Here is an 18,535-nt window from a genome sequence, read left to right as displayed (position 1 = left end):
TGCCTAATTGGGCCGTTCCGTCTGTGCCCGGGAGAGTGCCCATGTACCAGCCGCCGCGATCATTCGCGACGGCTTTGTGCTTGTGGGATGCCCGAGCCGGTCAGAATTCTTCCCAGCTGTCCTGCGATGTCGCCGGAGCGGTGTTGCCGCCGCCGAAAGCCTTGGCGAGGCTTCCCACCATCTTGCGCGCCGGAGAGGCGACCGGTCGTGCCTGGGCCGACGCCGGACGAGGGGTCGCGGCGCGCGGCGCCTGCCCGGCGGACTGATAGGCGGGAGCGCTCACGCCGCGGTCGCTCATGCGGAACTGCGAGACGAGGCCGGCGAGACTGCGTGCACTGTCGGCGAGACGGTGCGTGACTGCCGTCGCCTCCTCGACCATTGCCGCATTCTTCTGCGTGAACTGGTCCATATGGTTGACGGAGCTGTTGATCTCGTTGAGCGCGGTTGATTGCTCGCGGGACGCGGAGGCGATCGCGGAGATATGCTCGTTGATCACCGCCACCTGGTTCGAGATCTCGCCGAGCGCCGCACCCGTCTGCTGCACGAGCGACACGCCACCGGCGACCGCTTCGCCGGATCTGTTGATCAGGACCTTGATGTCCTTCGCGGCGTTGGCGGAACGCTGAGCCAGTTCGCGGACCTCCTGCGCGACGACGGCAAACCCCTTGCCGGCTTCACCTGCACGGGCCGCCTCGACACCGGCGTTGAGCGCCAGCAGGTTCGTCTGGAAAGCGATCTCGTCGATGACGTTGATGATCTTGGAGATTTCGCTCGACGCCTGCTCGATGCGGCCCATGGCATCGATGGCATCGGAGACGACCTTGCTCGAGCTTTCGGTGCTCTGGCGTGCCTTGATCGCCATGTTTGCCGCGTCGTCGGCCTTGGCCGAAGAGCCGCGGACGGTCGAGGTGATCTCCTCTAGCGCGGCCGAGGTTTCTTCGAGCGATGCCGCCTGCTGTTCGGTCCGCTTCGACAGGTCGTCGGTCGCGGAGCGCATCTCTGCGGAGCTCGCCTCGATGCCTGCGGTTTCGGCCCGCAGTTCCGCCATGGTACCGGCGAGCTTTTCGACCGAATTGTTGAAATCGACGCGGAGCCTGTCAAGGTTGCCGGCAAAGGAGCGTTCGATGCGGACCGTCAGGTCGCCGTCGCTCAGTTTCTGAAGAGAACCGGCGAGAACTTCGATGGCGTCCTGAACGGCGCGCGCGTCTTCGACCTTGGCCAGTTCGCGTTCCTGGCGTTCGCGTTCGCTGCGGGCTGTGGCATCGGCAGCCTCGCGTTCGATCTCGATCTTCTGGATCGCGCTTTCACGGAACACGTTGATGGCACGCGCAAGGGCGCCGATCTCGTTCTTGAGATCCTGATCCGGCACTGCAGTGTCGAGATGCCCGGAGGCGAGACTGTCGGCAACCGCGGTGAGGCGAGGCAGGGCACCGACGATACGGCGGACCAGCAAGGCGACGAGAGTGGCGGCGATCACCAGCACGATCAGTGCAGTGATCCCGATCGCGTAAATCATCTCGGCCGCGATGCTGTTGATTTCGGCTTTGCGGACGCCGGCATAGAGGATGCCGAGAACGTCGCCTTTCGGCGAGAAGATCGGCTGATAGATGGTGTAGTAGGGCGTTTCCAGGATCACGGCCTCGCCGCGATAGATCTGCCCCTTTGTCACGAAGGGATAAACGGCGCCCTTCTGGCCGAGTGCCGTGCCGACGGCACGGTTTCCGTCCGGCTTGATGATGTTGGTGGTACGGCGCCAGAAGTCCTTGCTCTGCGGATCCCAGGCGAAGATCGTCGCGGTCTGGCCGGTCATGCGGCCGATCGTGTCGATCATGGTGTGATCCGTAAATTCCGTCGGGATCGATTCCATCTCGATCCGCGCGACATTGCCGTCCTTCCCCCAGGTCACCTTGGTTCCGGGGAGATCGCGTTCGATGAAGGTGGCCGCCGTCCGCAGGCTGGCGTTCTGGCCGGCGATGGCCTGTTCCTGGATGCGGTTCTCGATGCTGTTGGAGATAACCCAGGAGACCGCGCCGAGCGACGCGACCAGGATGATCACCGTCGTCACGGTAATCGTTTTCGTGATGCCGAAGCGCGAAAAGATCTTCATGTAGACGTGCCCCTTTGACATTGGCTTTCACGTCAGTCTAAGGCCCTGGGGTTAACCCTTGGTTGTCCGGGCAAATCCAAAATGGAATTTGACGGATGCAAGAAAATGCGACGTGCGCGAGTTCCTTCTCGATCAAGGGGGCGCAAGGGGGCGGAGAGGTCTTCGGTCCCCTGTTTCGCGCCGCGGCTTCGCGGCAGGTGGTGGTCTTGACCCGCAATGACCCGGCTGCCTAATTGGGCCGTTCCGTCTGCACCCCGGAGAGTGCCCATGTACCAGCCGCCGCATCATCGCGAGGATCGTCGCGAAGTCCAGCATGCCCTCATCCGGAGCCATCCGCTCGGGCTTCTGATCTCGTCCGGAGAGGGTGGGCTTCTCGCCAATCCGATCCCCTTCCGGCTGGTGAAGACGGAGGAGGGGCTGGGCACGCTTCAGGCGCATATGGCGAAAGTCAATCCGCAATGGCGGGCGCTTTCCGGCGGCGCGGAGGTTCTCATCGTCTTCCAGGGTGCCGATCACTACATCACCCCGTCCTGGTACGAGACGAAGCGCGAGACCGGCAAGGTCGTGCCCACCTGGAACTATGCCATCGTCCAGGTCCGGGGCACGGTCCGGGTGATCGAGGACAGCCAGTGGCTGAGGGCGCAGGTGGACCGGCTGACCGACGGTCACGAGAGCAAGCGCATGATCCCGTGGGCCGTCGGGGATGCGCCCGACGACTTCATCACCGCCCAGCTGAAGGGCATTGTCGGCATCGAGGTGCAGATCACCACCATCGAAGGCAAGTGGAAGGTCAGCCAGAACCGCAACGAGGCCGATCGCCGCGGCGTTGCCGAAGGGCTCGACGCTGAGGGGAGCGCCGCGGCCGGCGTGATGGCCGCCATGGTGAAGACCTATGGCGGACTTGACTAGTCTCGTGTCTCAGACAGCTAGCCCCAGTTCCTTCTCGCGCTCGATATAGGCGCGCTGCCTGTCGGTCACGTAGTCCCGCACGATCGGCGCCGCATCGCGCTTGCGCGACAGCTGCAGGTGGAAGACCATCTGGCTGCCGGCGCGGAACATCATCTCGCAACTGATCAGGTAGAATTCCCACATGCGGGCGAAGCGCTCGTCATACATGGCGACGACCTTGTCGCGGTTGGCCTCGAAGCGCCGGCACCAGTGGGCGAGCGTGGTCGCGTAATGCACGCGCAGAACCTCGATGTCGGTGACCCACAGGCTGTTCCGCTCGGTGACGGAGACCACTTCCGACAGCGCCGGCGAATAGCCGCCGGGGAAGATGTACTTGCGCAGCCACGGGCTCGTCGTGCCGGGCGGGCTCATGTGGCCGATCGAGTGGATGACGGCGACGCCGTCGTCCGGCATCAGAGCGTTCAGCTTCTTGAAGAACTCGTCATAGTGCTGCACGCCGACATGCTCGAACATGCCGACCGAGACGATACGGTCGAACGTTTCCGTCACATCGCGATAGTCTTTGAGTTCGAAGCGGACGCGGCCCGCAAGGCCGGCATCGGCGGCCCTCTTGGTCGCGAGCGCGTGCTGTTCCTTCGACAGCGTCACGCCGACGACCGAAACGTCCTCCAACCGGGCGAGGTAGAGCGCGAGATCGCCCCAGCCGCAGCCGATATCGAGCACCTTCATGCCGGGCTTCAGGTTGAGCTTGGCCGCGAGCAGCCTCAGCTTGTTGCGCTGCGCCTGTTCCAGCGTCTCCTCCGGTTCGCGGAAGTAGGCGCAGGAGTAGAGCAAGTTCTCGTCGAGGAAGAGTTTGTAGAAGTCGTTGCCGAGATCGTAGTGGTGGGCGACGTTCTGCTGTGCCTGGCCCTTGCGGTTCGACTGCTCGCGCTTGCGGAACCGCATGCGCACGGCGCGGATGACCTTCTGGATCGGATAGGAGCCGAGCGACAGCCGGTTGATCGAAAACAGCATCAGAAAGTCGCGCAGGCTCGAACCGTCCTCGAACCGCATGGTGCCGTCCATGTAGGCTTCGCCGGCGACGAGTTCCGCCTTGAAGACGAGACTGCGGTAGAGCTTCGGATCGGTCAGCCGCATCGTGACCTGCGGGCCCTCCTGCATGCCGCCGAAGACGTGCCGCTTGCCGTCGGCGTCGATGACCGTCAGCCGGCCCTTCTTGATGAATGACTTCAGCATATGGGAAAGCAGGAACATGCAGACCTCGCGCGCTGGCTGAAACGGTCTGCATGTTAGCGCATTCCTCAACCGTTGCGAGCGGCAATTGTCGGTGCCACCGATGGGGCGGCAACGGCTTGCAAAGGCGCGCGCGCCGGCTAATGTGCCGCGACGGCTGAGCAGGAAGATGGAATGACGGGACAAGCGGCGATGAAGGCGCAGTTGCGCAAGGAACGGCTCGAACTGCGGGACCAGATCCCCGCCGAGACGCGGATCGAAGACAGCCTGGCGATCGCCGCTTTCGGAGAGGCGCTGGCGTTCGAGCCGGGAGCGATCGTTTCCGGCTTTTTCCCAATCCGATCGGAGGCCGACATCCGTCCGCTGATGGCGCGGCTGCGGGAGCGGGGCGCGCGTCTTTGCCTGCCGGTGGTGCTCGACCGTGAGACCATCGTCTTCCGCGAACTCTTGCCCGCTGCCGAGCTCGTCTCGACCGGTTTCGGCACCCGCGGGCCGGGCCCGGAGGCGGCGGAACTCGATCCCGACATCCTCCTGGTGCCGCTCGCCGCCTTCGACGGCCGCGGCCACCGCATCGGCTACGGCGCCGGCCACTACGACCGTGCGATCGCGCGGTTGCGGCAAAAAGGGCGTGATCCCCGGCTGATCGGCATTGCATTCGCCTGCCAGGAAGTGGCACATGTCCCCTTCGAACCGCACGACGTCCGGCTGGAAGCCGTGGTGACGGAGAATGGCATGCGGACTTTTGGATGATGATGACTGGATACGTGAATGCGGTTGCTTTTTCTCGGTGACATGGTCGGCAAGACCGGACGGACGGCGGTCTGGGAGCGGCTTCCCGGCCTGATTTCCGACCTGAAGCTCGACTTCGTCGTGGTCAACGGCGAGAACGCCGCCGGCGGGTTCGGCATCACCGAGGACATCTACCTCGAAACCATCAATGCCGGCGCCGATGTCGTGACCACCGGCAACCACGTGTGGGACCAGAAGGAGGCCGTCTCCTTCTGCGAGCGCCACGACCAGTTCCTGCGGCCGGCCAACTATCCGTCGGGGACGCCGGGCAAGGGCTCGGGCGTCTTCTACGCCCGCAACGGCGCGCGCGTGCTCGTCGCCAACATCATGGGCCGGGTCTTCATGCATCCGGAGCTCGACGATCCCTTCACCTCGGCGGAGGCGATCCTGTCTGCCTGTCCGCTCGGCGAGCAGGCCGACGCCATCGTCTTCGATTTCCATGCCGAGGCGACCAGCGAGAAGCAGTGCTTCGGCCACTTCGTCGACGGTCGCGCGAGCGTCGTCGTCGGCACCCATACGCACGTCCCGACTGCCGACCACCAGATCCTGAACGGCGGCACGGCCTACATGTCGGATGCCGGCATGTGCGGCGATTACGACTCCTCGCTCGGCATGGACAAGGAAGAGCCGCTCAACCGCTTCATCTCGAAGATGCCGAAAGGGCGCTTCGAGGCAGCGCACGGGCCGGCGACGATCTGCGGCGTCGGCGTCGAGATTTCCGACCGGACTGGCCTCGCCGAGAAGATTGCGCCGCTGCGGATCGGGCCGCGGCTCACCGAGACGATCCCGGACTTCTGGCGGTAAGCCCGCTGCGGCGGCTCTAACGCAAATGTGAGCCTTTCCGGCTTTACCGCGCCGCCGTCCTGTCCCATCCTGTGCCATCGGATGGATGGTGCGGGGCCGGCATGATGCTGCGACTTGCCATAGCGTTCATTTCCCTGATCCTTGCCGCGGGCGCCGCTGGCGGCGAGGAAGAGCGCTCGCCGGTCAGCGAATGCCAGCTTGTCGCCGATGCCGTGCCGAAGGCTAGTTTCGTGCGCTTCGATGCTTCCCCCTCGCTCCAGTTGGCCGCTGCCGACCGCGACGTGACGATCACCTATCTCGGCCATTCGACTTTCCTCATCGAGACGCCCGGCGGGATCTCGATCGCGACGGACTATAACGGCTGGCTGCGCTCGCCGCGCCTGCCGGACGTGGTGACGATGAACAAGGCGCATTCGAGCCACTACACGCTCGCACCGGACCCGGCGATCGCCAATGTCCTGCACGGATGGAGCGACACGCCCGGCGAAAAGGCGATGCACCGGCTGGTCGTCGGCGATGTCTACGTCCGCAACGTCTCCACCGACATCCGCAGTTTCGGCGGCTTCGAGCCGAACGGCAATTCGATCTTCATCTTCGAGGTCGCGGGGCTCTGCATCGGCCATCTCGGGCACCTGCACCACGAGCTGACGGATGGGCACTTCGCCGAGATCGGGCGGCTCGACGTCGTCATGGTTCCCGTCGACGGCGGTCTCACCATGGGCGCCGACAGCATGAGCCGCACGGTGAAGCGGCTCCGCTCGGCCTTGGTCCTGCCGATGCACCGCCGCGGTCCGCCGATTTCCGATTTCCTCGCGATGTTCGACCAGAGCTTCGACTGGAAGATTTCCAACAGCGCCGCCGTCACCGTCTCCATCGCCACGCTGCCGCAAAAGCCGCTGATCCTCGTGTTGAAGGGCGTCTGAGGCCCGCTCTACCGGCGGGTGAGGCGAACCTCGCCCTCGACGGCCAGCCCGATCTTGCCGCGGCCGAGCTGCAGGAGGCGTATCGGCAGGTGTTTCTCTTCGAGCCGTCGCCGCAGCAGCAGAAGTCGGGTTTCGAGGTTGTCCTTGTAGTCGGGCAGGCGGAGGCTCGTGTCGAGACGGATCTCGCGATTGGTGAACTCCCGGCGACCGCCGTCGATATACTGGCCGAGCATGTGCACCAGCAGCCGCCCGGCGACGCCCTTGATCACATAATCGCCGTTGATGAAGACGCTGTCGTCGAAGGGGTGATGGGCGACATCGATCCGGCTGCCGCCTGCGGCAGGTGCCGCATCGGCCGGGAAGGCGGCCTCCGGGTCGAAGGACATGCGTTCGCAGAGTGCGAGCGACACCGCTGCCTGCCGGGCGACGATCGAGAGCGCCGCCTCGTCCTCGCGGGTGAAGGCGAGACGCCTCCCGCTCTCGACGAAGAGGACGCCTTCGACATGTCCCTGGACGACGAGCGGCACGGCGATCTGGCTCATGGCGTCGGCCATGCCCGGCAGCACGATCTCCCGGGTCCGGTTTTCGTCCGGCGAGGAGTGGCGAACCGCCGAACCAAAGCGGCGGATGCGGCTCATGTCGCTGACCTTGACGACCCTGCCGCTTGCAGCCGCCGATCCGATCAAACCCTCACCGAACGGCACTTCGGCACCGATGCCCGAGGGGACATAGCCGGTGCTGCCGATCGCGGTGATCTGCGCCTTCTCGCCATAGCTCTGGAAGAGGAGCGCATGGTCGAAGCCGAGATGCCCGGCGATTCCTCCGAGCAGGGCGTCGACCACACCGCCCGCATCCGTCGCCGCGGCGATGGCCGCGACTATTCTCTCCGCCGCGGCAAGCCGGTCCGGCCGCATGCGCGCGGAAGCGGCGGCCACCTCGACCGGCGAGGGAACGGCTTCGATGGCGACGACACGGAAGACGTCGACGCAGCGCAGCCGCATGACGTCGCTTAAGCCCACCTGTGCACTGCCGGCGGCGACCTCCTGCGCGAGCCGGTCGAAGAGGGCACCTTCCTCCAGCGTGTAGGCGAAGGCGAGATGCAGGCGGGACTGCGCGCCCGTCAGGCCGTCGACCACGACGAGGGTCGCTTTCGGGTTGAGGCGGATGTTGGCGGCGGTCTTGGCGAAGAACTGGTTGGAGAGCGCCACGTGCTGGTCATCCACCATCGACACGTGGGAGAGATAGGAAATGTTCGGTACGCCTTCTGCGTCGGCGGTGGCGATGATCGAGGGAATGACGCCCTCGAAACACGCTTCGAGGTCGCGAAGGGTCATCGTCATGTCGTCGCACTCCAGAGCTTCGAGCCGGCCTTCGCACCCGGCGTCTGCACGAAGACCGAGGCGACGTCGACTGTCACCAGCCGGGCCTCGCGGTGGGTGAGCCAGGGGGCGATGATGTCCGGCGCAATCCCGAGGCGCATCAGCGCGGAAACCATGGCGACCATGTAGCGTTCCGAGCGCTCGATCTCGTCCGCGGCGGCCTCCCGCACCTCCGCCCTGCCCTTGATCTGGTAGGTCACATAGTCGGAGGGGCGCGAGAAGGTTGCGGCAATCATTCCGTTGTCCTGCAGGTTGGCGACCGTGCCGGGCCACTGCCAGGCGGAGACGACGATCGCCATCCGGCGCCCGTCGAGCGGCCATGCGCCGACGCCGCGGCCGACCTCCGGGCGACGGTCGGCATCGGCCGTCCCGATGATCTGCATCACCGGGCTTTCGATGAAGGCCGCCAGTTCGTGGTCCAGCATGGAATCTCTCCTCTTTCGACATGCATAACGCAGCAGGAGAAGTTTTAGGATTCCCCCCGCCCGGCTTAGCAAGCTTTTAGGAAACGGCTTCAGTCGAAGCGCCTATTAGCAAGGCTCCCAGCTATTGAAGGAGAGCAAGGTGCAACAGCAAACGACAGTGATGCCCGACAATTGTGTCGCCGTGATCGGCGCCGGACCGGGCGGACTTGCCGCGGCGAAGTGGCTCACGGCCCACGGGCTCGAGCCGGTCATCTTCGAGGCGTCCGCCCGGTTGGGCGGCCAGTGGAACTCGACCTCAGCGACGAGTGCCGTCTGGCCGGGGATGCGCACCAACACCAGCCGGATCATGACGGCCTTTTCCGATCTCGACCACGCGCCCGGCAGTGCGACCTATCTCACCCAGGACGAGATGCTCGACTATCTCGAGCGCTATGCCTTCGTCTCGGGACTGTTGCCGACGCTGCGGCTGTCGACACGGGTGGAGAGCCTCGAACCTGCGGCTGGCGGCAGCTGGCTCATCCGCTCGGCGAGCGGCGGACGCGAGCGCTCGGAAGTCTTCCGGCGGGTCGTGGTGGCGACCGGCCGCTGCGGTATGCCGTCCGTCCCGGAGATCGAGGGGCTTTCCCGCTTTTCCGGATCGCTCGGTGCCATACACTCCGCCCAGTACAACGGCGTCGAACGCTATCGCGGCCGCCATGTACTCGTCGCCGGCTGCTCGATCAGTGCGCTCGAAATCGCCTCGGAGCTCGCCTATGGCGGCGCGCGGGTCACGGTCGCCAATCGCCGCCAGCGCTATGTCCTGCCGAAACTGATCTCAGGTGTGCCGACCGAGCACGTCATGTTCAACCGCGCCGCAGCGCTTCTCGGCGGCGTCCTGCCGCCGCCGGAGCTTGCTGCGGGACTGCGGGCCAAGGTGCTCGCGGTCGCCGGCAATCCGGCCCAGTTCGGTGCGCCGGCCCCCGACGACGACATCTTCGCGGCGGGCGTCACCCAGTCGCAGCAGTTCCTGCCGGCGGTGGCGGAGGGGCGCATCGCGGTCATGCCGTGGATCGAGGAGATCGACGGTAACCGCGTCCTGTTCCGCGGCGGACGCCGGGGCGAATTCGACGGCATCATTCTCGGGACCGGCTATCGCCTGTCTCTGCCCTTCCTCGATGCCGCGACGGCAGCGACGCTCGGCCTCGATGACGTCCACATGGACCTCCACGACCAGACCTTCCACCCCGACCTGCCGGGACTGGCCTTCCTCGGCCTCTACGATCTCGTCGGCCCCTACCTGCCGGTACTGGAGTTGCAGGCCCGCTGGATCAGCTATTGTTTCGCCGGGATCGTGCCGATGCCGTCGCAGGCGGAGATGGCGGAAGGTGTCGCGCGGGCGAAGGCCATGCGGGCCGGGCCTCCGTCACTGCCGATGCATGTCGCCGCGCTCGGCTTCGCGCGCAATGCCGGGGTCGAGCCGGACCTCTCCGCGCGGCCGGATCTCGAGCGGGCGCTGCTCTTCGGTCCGCTTTCGGCGGTGTCCTTCCGCCTCGACGGCACGGATGCGCTCCCCGACGGGGTCGGGCGGGTGCGGGGTGCTGCCGCCGCCTTCGGCGCCGTCTCCCACCCCGCCTTCACGGCGGAGGAGCAGGCGATCCGCGGGCTCGTGCGGCGAGAGGCATTGTCGCCCGCCGCCTGATCCTCAGGGGCCGCCGCCGGGCGGCCCCCTCGCAACTGCCCGCCGCCCGAACGGCCCCCGGTGGCGGAAATGGCCCTGCCGCACTTGAACCGGGCGGTTTTCGCTCTTATAAGGCGCCATTCCCAACAATAAGTGTGATCAGGGGTGCCATGGCTGGCCATTCACAGTTCAAAAACATCATGCACCGCAAGGGCCGTCAGGATGCCGTGCGGTCGAAAATGTTCTCCAAGCTCGCGCGCGAAATCACCGTTGCCGCAAAGACCGGTCTGCCCGATCCGACGATGAATGCGGCGCTTCGCCTGGCTGTTCAGAACGCCAAGGCGCAGTCGATGCCGAAGGACAACATCGAACGCGCGATCAAGAAGGCATCGGGCGCCGATGCCGAAACCTATGACGCGATCCGGTACGAGGGCTATGGTCCGGGCGGCGTTGCCGTCATCGTCGAGACCCTGACCGACAACCGCAACCGCACCGCCTCTTCCGTGCGCTCCACCTTCTCCAAGGCCGGCGGCGCGCTCGGCGAAACCGGCTCGGTTTCCTTCTCTTTCGACCATGTCGGTGAAATCACCTACAAGCTTTCCGTCGGCGATGCCGACAAGGTGATGGAAGCGGCGATCGAGGCCGGTGCCGAAGACGTCGTCACCGACGAGGACGGCCACACGATCTATTGCGGCTTCGAGGACATCAACGAAGTCTCGAAGGCGCTGGAAACCGCCCTTGGCGAAGCCGAATCCGTCAAGGCGATCTGGAAGCCGCAGAACACGATCGAAGTCGACGAGGAAAAGGCGCAGTCGCTGATGAAGCTCATCGACACGCTGGAAGACGACGACGACGTCCAGAACGTCTACTCGAACTTCGAAGTCTCCGACGAGGTCATGGCCAAGCTCTCGGCCTGATCGTCAAGCCACCACATAAAAGAGGCCCGGTTGCCTGCGCAGCCGGGCCTTTTTTTAATTGTTTGCTCGTGAAGCCCGAGCGGCCCCTCATCCTCCTGCCGACGCCGCCCCTCATGCGGGGTCCGACGAGGGGACGGCGTACCAACTCACTCTGTCATGCTCGGGCTTGACCCGAGCATCCACGATACCTTCGCGAGGTCTACCACAGCTCAGGATACAGATCGCGCCAGTCCGGGTTCAGGGACTCGATCAGTTCGATCTTCCATTGACGGTACCAGCGCTTCAGGGACTTTTCCCTCTGGATCGCGGAGCCGATGCTCTGGTGCTCCTCATACCAGACAAGCCTTTTCAGGCCGTAGGTCGATGTGAAGCCTTTTACCAACTCTTCGCGATGCTCATAGATCCGGCGCTCCAGATCGGACGTGACGCCGATATAGAGCGTACCATGCTTGTGGTTGGTCATGATGTAGACAAATCCCGCCATGCGGGAAATGTTGCTTCGCCTTGGATACTCGGGTCAAGCCCGAGTATGACTCCCCTGCTAAAGGTTTCCGGGCGGAGACCTTGCTGCGTCGAGTGCCTTACGCCGCCGCGCCGCGCGCGCTGCCGATCACGCCGACGAGGTCGTTGACGATGCGCTCGATCTGGCCGCGGTCGTCGCCTTCGGCCATCACGCGGATCAGCGGTTCAGTGCCGGAGGGGCGGATCACCAGACGGCCGTTCTTGGCGAGCTCACTTTCGGCGTCGGCAATCGCCTGCTTCACCGTCTTGTCCTCGAGCGGCTTGCCGCCGGAGATACGAACGTTGCGCAGGAGCTGCGGCACGGGATCGAAGCGGTGGCAGATTTCGCTCACCGTCTTGCCGGTGCGCTTGACGCAGGCCAGAATCTGCAGCGCCGCGATGGTGCCGTCGCCGGTGGTGCCGAAGTCGGAGAGCACGATGTGGCCCGACTGCTCGCCGCCCACATTGTAGTCGTGCTGGCGCATGTATTCGACGACATAGCGGTCGCCGACCTTGGTGCGGGCGAGGCTCAACCCCTTGCCGTTGAGGAAGCGTTCGAGCCCGAGATTGGACATCACCGTGGCGACGATGCCGCTGCCCTTCAGGGTCTGGTCGTTGGCCCAGGTTTCGGCAATCACCGCCATCAGCTGGTCGCCGTCGACGATGGCGCCGTTCTCGTCGACGATGATGACGCGGTCGGCGTCACCGTCGAGCGCGATGCCGATGTCGGCGCGCACCTCATGGACCTTCTTCTGCAGGGCGGAAGGATGGGTCGAGCCGCAATCGAGATTGATGTTGGTGCCGTTCGGCTCGTTGCCGATGGTGATCACCTCGGCGCCGAGTTCCCAGAGCGCGGCGGGCGCCACCTTGTAGGCGGCGCCGTTGGCGCAGTCGATGGCGATCCGGAGGCCGTGCAGGGTGACGTCACGGGGCAGGGTACGCTTGACGAATTCGATATAGCGATAGATGTCGCCGTCGACGCGCTTGGCGCGGCCGATCTCCTTCGCCGGCGCGAGCTGCGTATAGATGTCCTTGTCCAGCAGATCCTCGATCTGCTGTTCGATTTCGTCGGAAAGCTTGTAGCCGTCCGGGCCGAAGAGCTTGATGCCGTTGTCGGCGAAGGGATTGTGCGAGGCGGAGATCATGACGCCGATATCGGCGCGCAGCGAGCGGGTGAGCATGGCGACGGCAGGTGTCGGGATCGGTCCGAGCAGGAAGACGTCGAGGCCGGCGGCGGTGAATCCCGCGACGAGGGCGTTCTCGAGCATGTAGCCGGAAAGGCGCGTATCCTTGCCGATCACCACGCGGTGCCGGTGATGGCCGCGGCGAAAGATCGTGCCGACGGCAATGCCGACCCGCATGGCGAGATCCGGTGTCATCGGAAAGATGTTGGACTGTCCGCGGATACCGTCCGTACCGAAATAGCGACGTGACATGTGTACTCCCGAAAATGCGTTGGCGGCGCCGCGCGCGGTCTCAGGTTCCGCCTCGCGGCTGCGCGCAGACGGGGCCAAGGGCGCGGCACCCTCTCGGGCTGCTCATGCCACAAAACGCGCGAAACGGCACGTAAATTCGCGTCAATGTCCAATATATCCTGTTACCGGAAACGAAAAGGACCGCCGGTCTTTCGAGCGGCGGTCCCGTGTTCCTGGAGCTGTGCCTGCGGGGAGGCGTCAGTGCGGCTGGGGTTCCAGACCGCCCTCGGGCTCTCCGCCCTTGGCGCCCGTGTCCTTCTTGACGCCGGTCGTCGGAACGGCCGAGCCGCGGCTCGGCGGCGTGTCGTCGCCGAGGTCACGGGCGGGCTTCTCGCCCTTCAAGAGCGCCTTGATCTCGTCGCCGGACAGCGTTTCGTATTCCAGCAGGCCCTCGGCCAGCGCGACGAATTCGTCGTGCTGCTCGGTGAGGATGCGGTGGGCTTCCGCATAGGCTTCGTTGATCAGGCGGCGTACTTCGTTGTCGATCTTCTGAGCGGTCGATTCCGAGACGTTGCGGCTCTGTGAAACGGAGTGGCCGAGGAAGACTTCCTGCTGGTTCTCGCCGTAGGCGACCTGGCCGAGTTCGTCGGAAAAGCCCCACTGCGTGACCATGGCGCGGGCGAGCTTGGTCGCCTGCTCGATGTCGGAGGCGGCGCCGGAGGTGATGTTCTCCTTGCCGAAGGTGATCTCCTCGGCGACGCGGCCGCCCATCATGATCGCGAGCCGCGAGACCATCCACTTGTAGCTCATCGAGTAGCGGTCGCCCTCGGGGAGCTGCATGACCATGCCGAGGGCACGGCCGCGCGGAATGATCGTCGCCTTGTGCAGCGGATCGGCGACCGGCACGTTGAGGGCGAGGATGGCGTGGCCGGCCTCGTGATAGGCGGTCAGCTTCTTCTCGGCCTCGGTCATGGCGGACGAGCGGCGTTCCGCACCCATCATGATCTTGTCCTTGGCGTCCTCAAACTCCTGCATCGTGACGACGCGCTTGTTGCGTCGCGCCGCCATCAGCGCCGCCTCGTTCACGAGGTTCATCAGGTCGGCGCCGGAGAAGCCGGGGGTACCGCGGGCCAGCACCTTGAGGTCGACGTTCGGCGCCAGCGGAACGTTGCGGGCGTGAACCTTCAGGATGCGTTCGCGGCCGACGATGTCCGGGTTCGGCACGACGACCTGGCGGTCGAAGCGGCCCGGACGCAGGAGTGCGGGATCGAGAACGTCGGGACGGTTGGTCGCGGCGATCAGGATGATGCCTTCGTTGGCTTCGAACCCGTCCATCTCGACGAGCAACTGGTTGAGCGTCTGTTCGCGCTCGTCGTTGCCGCCGCCGAGGCCAGCGCCGCGATGACGGCCGACCGCATCGATTTCGTCGATGAAGATGATGCAGGGCGCGTTCTTCTTCGCCTGCTCGAACATGTCGCGGACGCGGCTTGCGCCGACGCCGACGAACATTTCGACGAAGTCTGAGCCCGAAATTGTGAAAAAGGGCACGTTGGCCTCGCCGGCGATGGCGCGGGCGAGCAGCGTCTTACCGGTACCCGGAGGGCCGACCAGCAGTACGCCGCGGGGAATGCGGCCACCGAGGCGCTGGAACTTCTGTGGGTCGCGGAGGAATTCGACGATTTCCTCGAGGTCCTGCTTGGCCTCGTCGACACCGGCGACATCGTCGAAGGTCACGCGGCCGTGGGCCTCGGTCAAGAGCTTCGCCTTCGACTTGCCGAACCCCATGGCGCCGCGCGATCCGCCCTGCATCTGCCGCATGAAGAACAGCCAGACGCCGAGGATCAGGAGCATCGGCAGAAGCGTGCCGAGATAGCTGAGGAAGCCGGACGAGCCGTCGGTCTCGGGGCGGGCCACGATCATGACGTTCTTCGACTGCAGCTTTTCGAGCAGCATGTCGTCGATGACCGGTGCATAGGTCTGGAAGGCCGTGCCGTTCTCGACATAGGTGCCGACGACGCGGTTGCCGGTGACGGTGACATCACGGACGCGGCCGGAATCGACCTCGCGCAGGAACTGCGAATACGGGATTTCGCGCGAGCTGGTCTGAGACGGTGACGTCTGGAACATGCTGAAGAGAGCGATCAACAGCAAGGCGATGATGGCCCACAGCGCGAAATTACGAAAATTTGGGTTCATTGAACTCCCCGAACAGAAACAGCCTGCATTGCCTGCGGCCGGTATGATTATCCGTTAACATAGGATTGCGGTACCGCCTTGCCAAGGAAAACCGACCTCACGAATGCGTTTTCCGTCAACAAGACCTAAATCGGCGCAACAGGATACCGGGATCTGCCGAAGAGCGCGGCAAGAACCTCGGCGACGGCGAGATCGAAATCCGGCAGAAAATGATCGAAGGGGGCGAGCATGAGCTCGACCGACAGGGTCTCCACCTTGGCAGCCGCGACGGGCGCACCGCCCTCCGGCGGGATGACATGCGGCAGAACCCGCGCCCGGTGGCGCGCAAGCGTACGGGGGGCAGACCGGTCATCGTCGCCGACCGGCAGGTCCGGCCCGGGACCGATACGGACCTCCTCCGCGCTGCCATTCGTAACGAGAAAGCGGTCGTCCCAGAGAACGGCTTGCCCCGGTGTGACCGTGAGCTGCGGCAGGCTGCGGTTCTCCCGCATCAGATAGAGACCGTCGCTCCGCTTCCAGGCAAGCGTGCGCGCAACCGTCATGCGACCGTGTCCGGGCGCAAGCGCGAAGGCGACGACCCGCGCCATCTGGTCGCCTGCCGGCAGGTACGGTCGGCCGCCGAGGACGGCGAGCAGGAAGGCCAGCGCATGGCGCAGCACCGCCGGTTCGGCTTCGAGCGCTTCGGGCGCGAGCCGGACGATGGTCTCGTGCCGGACCGTTGCAGCAGTGTGCAGAAGGCTTGCCGCCGCGCCGGAGAGGCGGGTGCGGCCGATCGCGGCGTCTCCGTCAAAGGCGAGTGGCGTCCCCTCGATCGCCATGCGGGTGCGGACGCGCTCATAGGCGGGGTTGAGATTGCTCGGGTCATCGATCCAGCCGAAGCCGTTCCGTGTCAGGAAGGCACGGATCGCCACGCGCCGGACGGCGAGGAAGGGGCGCACGATCCAGAGCCGGCGGTCGTAGAGGGTGGCCGGGGCCATGCCGGCAAGACCGTGGGGTGAGGGCGCGCGTGCCGTGCGCATGGCGATCGTCTCCGCCTGGTCGTCGGCAGTGTGGCCGGTCACGAGAAGATCGGCGCGAAGCTCGGCGGCGACATCGGCGAGGAGATGGTAGCGGGCTTCCCGCGCGGCGGCGGAAATGCCGGTCGAGGGCTTCTCTCCGCGCCAGCGGCGGGTTTCGTGCGGAATGCCGAGGTCGCGGCAGAATTCGGCGACGCGTGCTGCTTCGCCGGAAGATTCCGGCCTCAGCGCATGGTCGATCGTCGCGGCGAGAAGGGTGTGGGTGTGTGCGCCTGCGGCGATGGCCTGATGCAGGGCAAGGAGAAGGCCGGTGGAATCGCTGCCGCCGGAGATTGCGACCAGGATGCGGGAGGACTTTGCGAGCGACCTCAGGAAATCCGAAACGGCGTCTTCGGGCGAGGCGTCGGCTTGGAGCAGGGTGTCTGCAGGCGCGTCCATCGCGACGGCCGCGTCAGCAGCTCAGGCGCTTCTGTTCGGTCGCAACCTTGTTGACCACGGCGCGCGAGGCCTTCGGATAGCGGCGCGTCACTTCCTTGAGGGTGGCGCAGGCGGTCTCGGTGTTGTCGAGGGCGGCCAGCGACATGCCGAGCTTCAGCAACATTTCCGGCGCCTTCGGCGACGAGCTGTAGGCCTGGTGCGCGTTCAGGAACGTCTTGGCGGACTCGTTGTACTTGCCCTGCGAATACTGTGCTTCGCCCAGCCAGAAGTGGGCATCGGCGGCCTTGCGGCTCTGCGGATAGCGGCTCAGGAAATCGTTGAATTCGTTCTCGGCGAGGCCGTAGTCGCCGGAAAGCACATGGCCGTAGGCGCTCTGGTAGACGTTGGACTCGCTGCCGAGCGAGGCGACTTGCGCCGAGCCCGTGCCGGCCGGCGTCTCGACGCCGGGCAGGTTCGTGCCGCCTTGCGCGCTGGTGTTGATCGATGCGGAGACGGGCATGCCGCTCGAATCGAGCTCGATCGAGCCGAGGGTCTGTTCCGGCGTGCCGAGCTGTGCGCCCGAGGGGTCCCCGGCGGATGCCGGGGGCTCGGTGGTGATGACGCGGGCGACCTCGTCCTGCTGCGCGCCGCTCTTGACCGGGGCGTCGAGTGCCCCGCTCTTGGTCGACTTCGACTTTTCCAGTTCCTGGAAGCGGAACTCGTTGTCTTCCTGGAACTTGCGGATCTGCTCCTGCATCTGCAGGAGCTGGTAGCTCATTTCCTCGACCCGGCCGTTCAGGGTACGGATCTCTTCTTCGAGCTGGAGTACGCGAACGGAGGCGTCGCTGCTCTGGGCGAGCACGACCGGCCGCCGCGCATTGGTGCTCGCCGGTGCCTGTGCCGCCGACGAACCGATACCCGGCATAAGCTGCATGGAGCTCGCGGTGCCGTACAGTCCCCCCAGCGAGACCGTCGCGAGCATCGCGGCCATGGCAAGTCGTTTCATGTCAAGTTTCCTGTTTCGATCTGATCCTCGCGCACGCCGGCGCGGACAGCCGATTCTTTCCAATCGCGGGTAAAAAGCAACTGAAGTTCGGCCAAAGTATGGAGAAAAGACTGAAGGCGGCCCCTTGCGGGAGCCGCCTTCGACAATCGGTCGGAATGCTTGTTCTCAGAGGCCGGCGCCGCCGCCGAGCACGGTGACCGCGCGGCGGTTCTGCGACCAGCAGGAGATGTCGTCGCAGACGGCGACCGGACGTTCCTTGCCGTAGGAGATGGTCTTCATGCGGTTCGCTGGAACGCCGCGCGAGGCGAGGTAGTCGCGGGTCGTGGCGGCGCGGCGGGCGCCGAGTGCCAGGTTGTATTCGCGGGTGCCGCGCTCGTCGGCATGGCCTTCGATGGTGATCGCGTACTGCGGATACTTCATCAGCCACTGGGCCTGGCGGTCGAGCGTCTGCTGGGCGTCGGCACGGATCGACGAGCTGTCGGTGTCGAAGAAGATGCGGTCGCCGACGTTCACGGTGAAGTCCTGCTGCGAACCGGGGGTGCCCGCTCCGCCCGCGCCGAGGCCGAGGTCGGAGGCGCTGTTCGGAAGGTTCTTCTTCGAGGCGCAGCCGGCGAGGGCAAGCGTGAGGGCCAGTGCGACGATGGCGGGATTGCTCGCGAGTTTCTGCATGCGGCTCGTGGCCGGAACGTAAGTACGGCTCATCGCCGGTCTCTCCTTGAATGTCTTCGGTTAGGGTTGCCGGACTCTAACCGTTCTAGGTTAACCGGCATCGAAGGAACATGGTTAGCAAAGTCCTAAAGAACCGCTGAAAGTGCCTGATTTGCAGCACTTTGCGGCAAGA

16 protein-coding genes are annotated in these 18,535 nt (G+C 65.2%); 6 read left to right on the top strand and 10 right to left on the bottom strand.

Annotated elements, in window-relative coordinates; genetic code table 11:
* Positions 1-100 precede the first annotated feature (100 nt).
* Positions 101-2,107 (bottom strand): methyl-accepting chemotaxis protein, encoded by a 2,007-nt coding sequence (locus NHF53_RS17640; RefSeq protein ID WP_252835399.1) that lies wholly within the window; start codon positions 2,105-2,107, stop codon positions 101-103.
* A gap of 267 nt (positions 2,108-2,374) precedes the next feature.
* Between NHF53_RS17640 and NHF53_RS17635 the strand changes: the two genes are divergently transcribed.
* Positions 2,375-3,016: an FMN-binding negative transcriptional regulator gene (locus tag NHF53_RS17635; RefSeq protein ID WP_252835398.1), complete on the top strand. Its 642-nt coding sequence runs from the start codon at positions 2,375-2,377 to the stop codon at positions 3,014-3,016.
* 9 nt (positions 3,017-3,025) lie between these two features.
* Here NHF53_RS17635 and NHF53_RS17630 read toward each other — a convergent pair whose 3' ends face one another.
* Positions 3,026-4,270: a cyclopropane-fatty-acyl-phospholipid synthase family protein gene (locus NHF53_RS17630; protein WP_252835397.1), complete on the bottom strand. Its 1,245-nt coding sequence runs from the start codon at positions 4,268-4,270 to the stop codon at positions 3,026-3,028.
* Positions 4,271-4,423: 153 nt separating this feature from the next.
* On the opposite strand from NHF53_RS17630, the gene NHF53_RS17625 reads away from it, so the two are divergent.
* From NHF53_RS17625 to NHF53_RS17615, 3 genes are all read left to right on the top strand, one after another.
* Positions 4,424-4,999 carry a 5-formyltetrahydrofolate cyclo-ligase gene (locus NHF53_RS17625; RefSeq protein ID WP_252835396.1) on the top strand — a complete coding sequence of 192 codons (576 nt, stop codon included), beginning with the start codon at positions 4,424-4,426 and terminating at the stop codon, positions 4,997-4,999.
* An 18-nt stretch (positions 5,000-5,017) separates the two neighbouring features.
* Positions 5,018-5,842, top strand: a complete 825-nt coding sequence (locus NHF53_RS17620; RefSeq protein ID WP_252835395.1) for a TIGR00282 family metallophosphoesterase — start codon at positions 5,018-5,020, stop codon at positions 5,840-5,842.
* Between the two features lie 101 nt (positions 5,843-5,943).
* Complete coding sequence (locus tag NHF53_RS17615; protein ID WP_252835394.1) at positions 5,944-6,765, top strand: MBL fold metallo-hydrolase; 822 nt, start codon at positions 5,944-5,946, stop codon at positions 6,763-6,765.
* 8 nt (positions 6,766-6,773) lie between these two features.
* Here the strand turns inward: NHF53_RS17615 and NHF53_RS17610 are convergent, their stop codons facing one another.
* Positions 6,774-8,105, bottom strand: coding sequence for a GAF domain-containing protein (locus NHF53_RS17610; protein WP_252835393.1), 1,332 nt, complete (start codon positions 8,103-8,105; stop codon positions 6,774-6,776).
* Positions 8,102-8,569 carry a pyridoxamine 5'-phosphate oxidase family protein gene (locus tag NHF53_RS17605; RefSeq protein ID WP_252835392.1) on the bottom strand — a complete coding sequence of 156 codons (468 nt, stop codon included), beginning with the start codon at positions 8,567-8,569 and terminating at the stop codon, positions 8,102-8,104. Before NHF53_RS17605 ends, NHF53_RS17610 begins: the two co-directional genes overlap by 4 nt.
* Before the next feature lie 139 nt (positions 8,570-8,708).
* Between NHF53_RS17605 and NHF53_RS17600 the strand changes: the two genes are divergently transcribed.
* Positions 8,709-10,247 carry an NAD(P)/FAD-dependent oxidoreductase gene (locus tag NHF53_RS17600; protein WP_252835391.1) on the top strand — a complete coding sequence of 513 codons (1,539 nt, stop codon included), beginning with the start codon at positions 8,709-8,711 and terminating at the stop codon, positions 10,245-10,247.
* A gap of 149 nt (positions 10,248-10,396) precedes the next feature.
* Positions 10,397-11,143 carry a YebC/PmpR family DNA-binding transcriptional regulator gene (locus NHF53_RS17595; RefSeq protein WP_114364195.1) on the top strand — a complete coding sequence of 249 codons (747 nt, stop codon included), beginning with the start codon at positions 10,397-10,399 and terminating at the stop codon, positions 11,141-11,143.
* 199 nt (positions 11,144-11,342) lie between these two features.
* Here the strand turns inward: NHF53_RS17595 and NHF53_RS17590 are convergent, their stop codons facing one another.
* From NHF53_RS17590 to pal, 6 genes are all read right to left on the bottom strand, one after another.
* Entirely contained in the window at positions 11,343-11,627 is a 285-nt protein-coding gene (locus tag NHF53_RS17590) for a GIY-YIG nuclease family protein (RefSeq protein ID WP_252835390.1), read from the bottom strand.
* 97 nt (positions 11,628-11,724) lie between these two features.
* Complete coding sequence (glmM, locus tag NHF53_RS17585; protein WP_252835389.1) at positions 11,725-13,080, bottom strand: phosphoglucosamine mutase; 1,356 nt, start codon at positions 13,078-13,080, stop codon at positions 11,725-11,727.
* A gap of 237 nt (positions 13,081-13,317) precedes the next feature.
* Complete coding sequence (gene ftsH, locus NHF53_RS17580) at positions 13,318-15,255, bottom strand: ATP-dependent zinc metalloprotease FtsH (RefSeq protein WP_252835388.1); 1,938 nt, start codon at positions 15,253-15,255, stop codon at positions 13,318-13,320.
* A gap of 125 nt (positions 15,256-15,380) precedes the next feature.
* Positions 15,381-16,709 carry a tRNA lysidine(34) synthetase TilS gene (tilS, locus tag NHF53_RS17575; RefSeq protein ID WP_252835387.1) on the bottom strand — a complete coding sequence of 443 codons (1,329 nt, stop codon included), beginning with the start codon at positions 16,707-16,709 and terminating at the stop codon, positions 15,381-15,383.
* Positions 16,710-16,722: 13 nt separating this feature from the next.
* On the bottom strand, positions 16,723-17,694 hold the full coding sequence (gene ybgF / locus NHF53_RS17570) for a tol-pal system protein YbgF (RefSeq protein WP_252835386.1): 972 nt from the start codon (positions 17,692-17,694) through the stop codon (positions 16,723-16,725).
* A 165-nt stretch (positions 17,695-17,859) separates the two neighbouring features.
* Positions 17,860-18,396 (bottom strand): peptidoglycan-associated lipoprotein Pal, encoded by a 537-nt coding sequence (pal, locus tag NHF53_RS17565; protein WP_114364190.1) that lies wholly within the window; start codon positions 18,394-18,396, stop codon positions 17,860-17,862.
* Between the last annotated feature and the right edge of the window lie 139 nt (positions 18,397-18,535).

The organism is Ciceribacter sp. RN22, assembly GCF_024054295.1.
In the GTDB taxonomy this organism is placed as follows: domain Bacteria; phylum Pseudomonadota; class Alphaproteobacteria; order Rhizobiales; family Rhizobiaceae; genus Allorhizobium; species Allorhizobium lividum.
The sequence above is the reverse complement of the archived record's forward strand: the minus strand, read 5'-3'. Positions and strand labels throughout refer to the sequence as shown.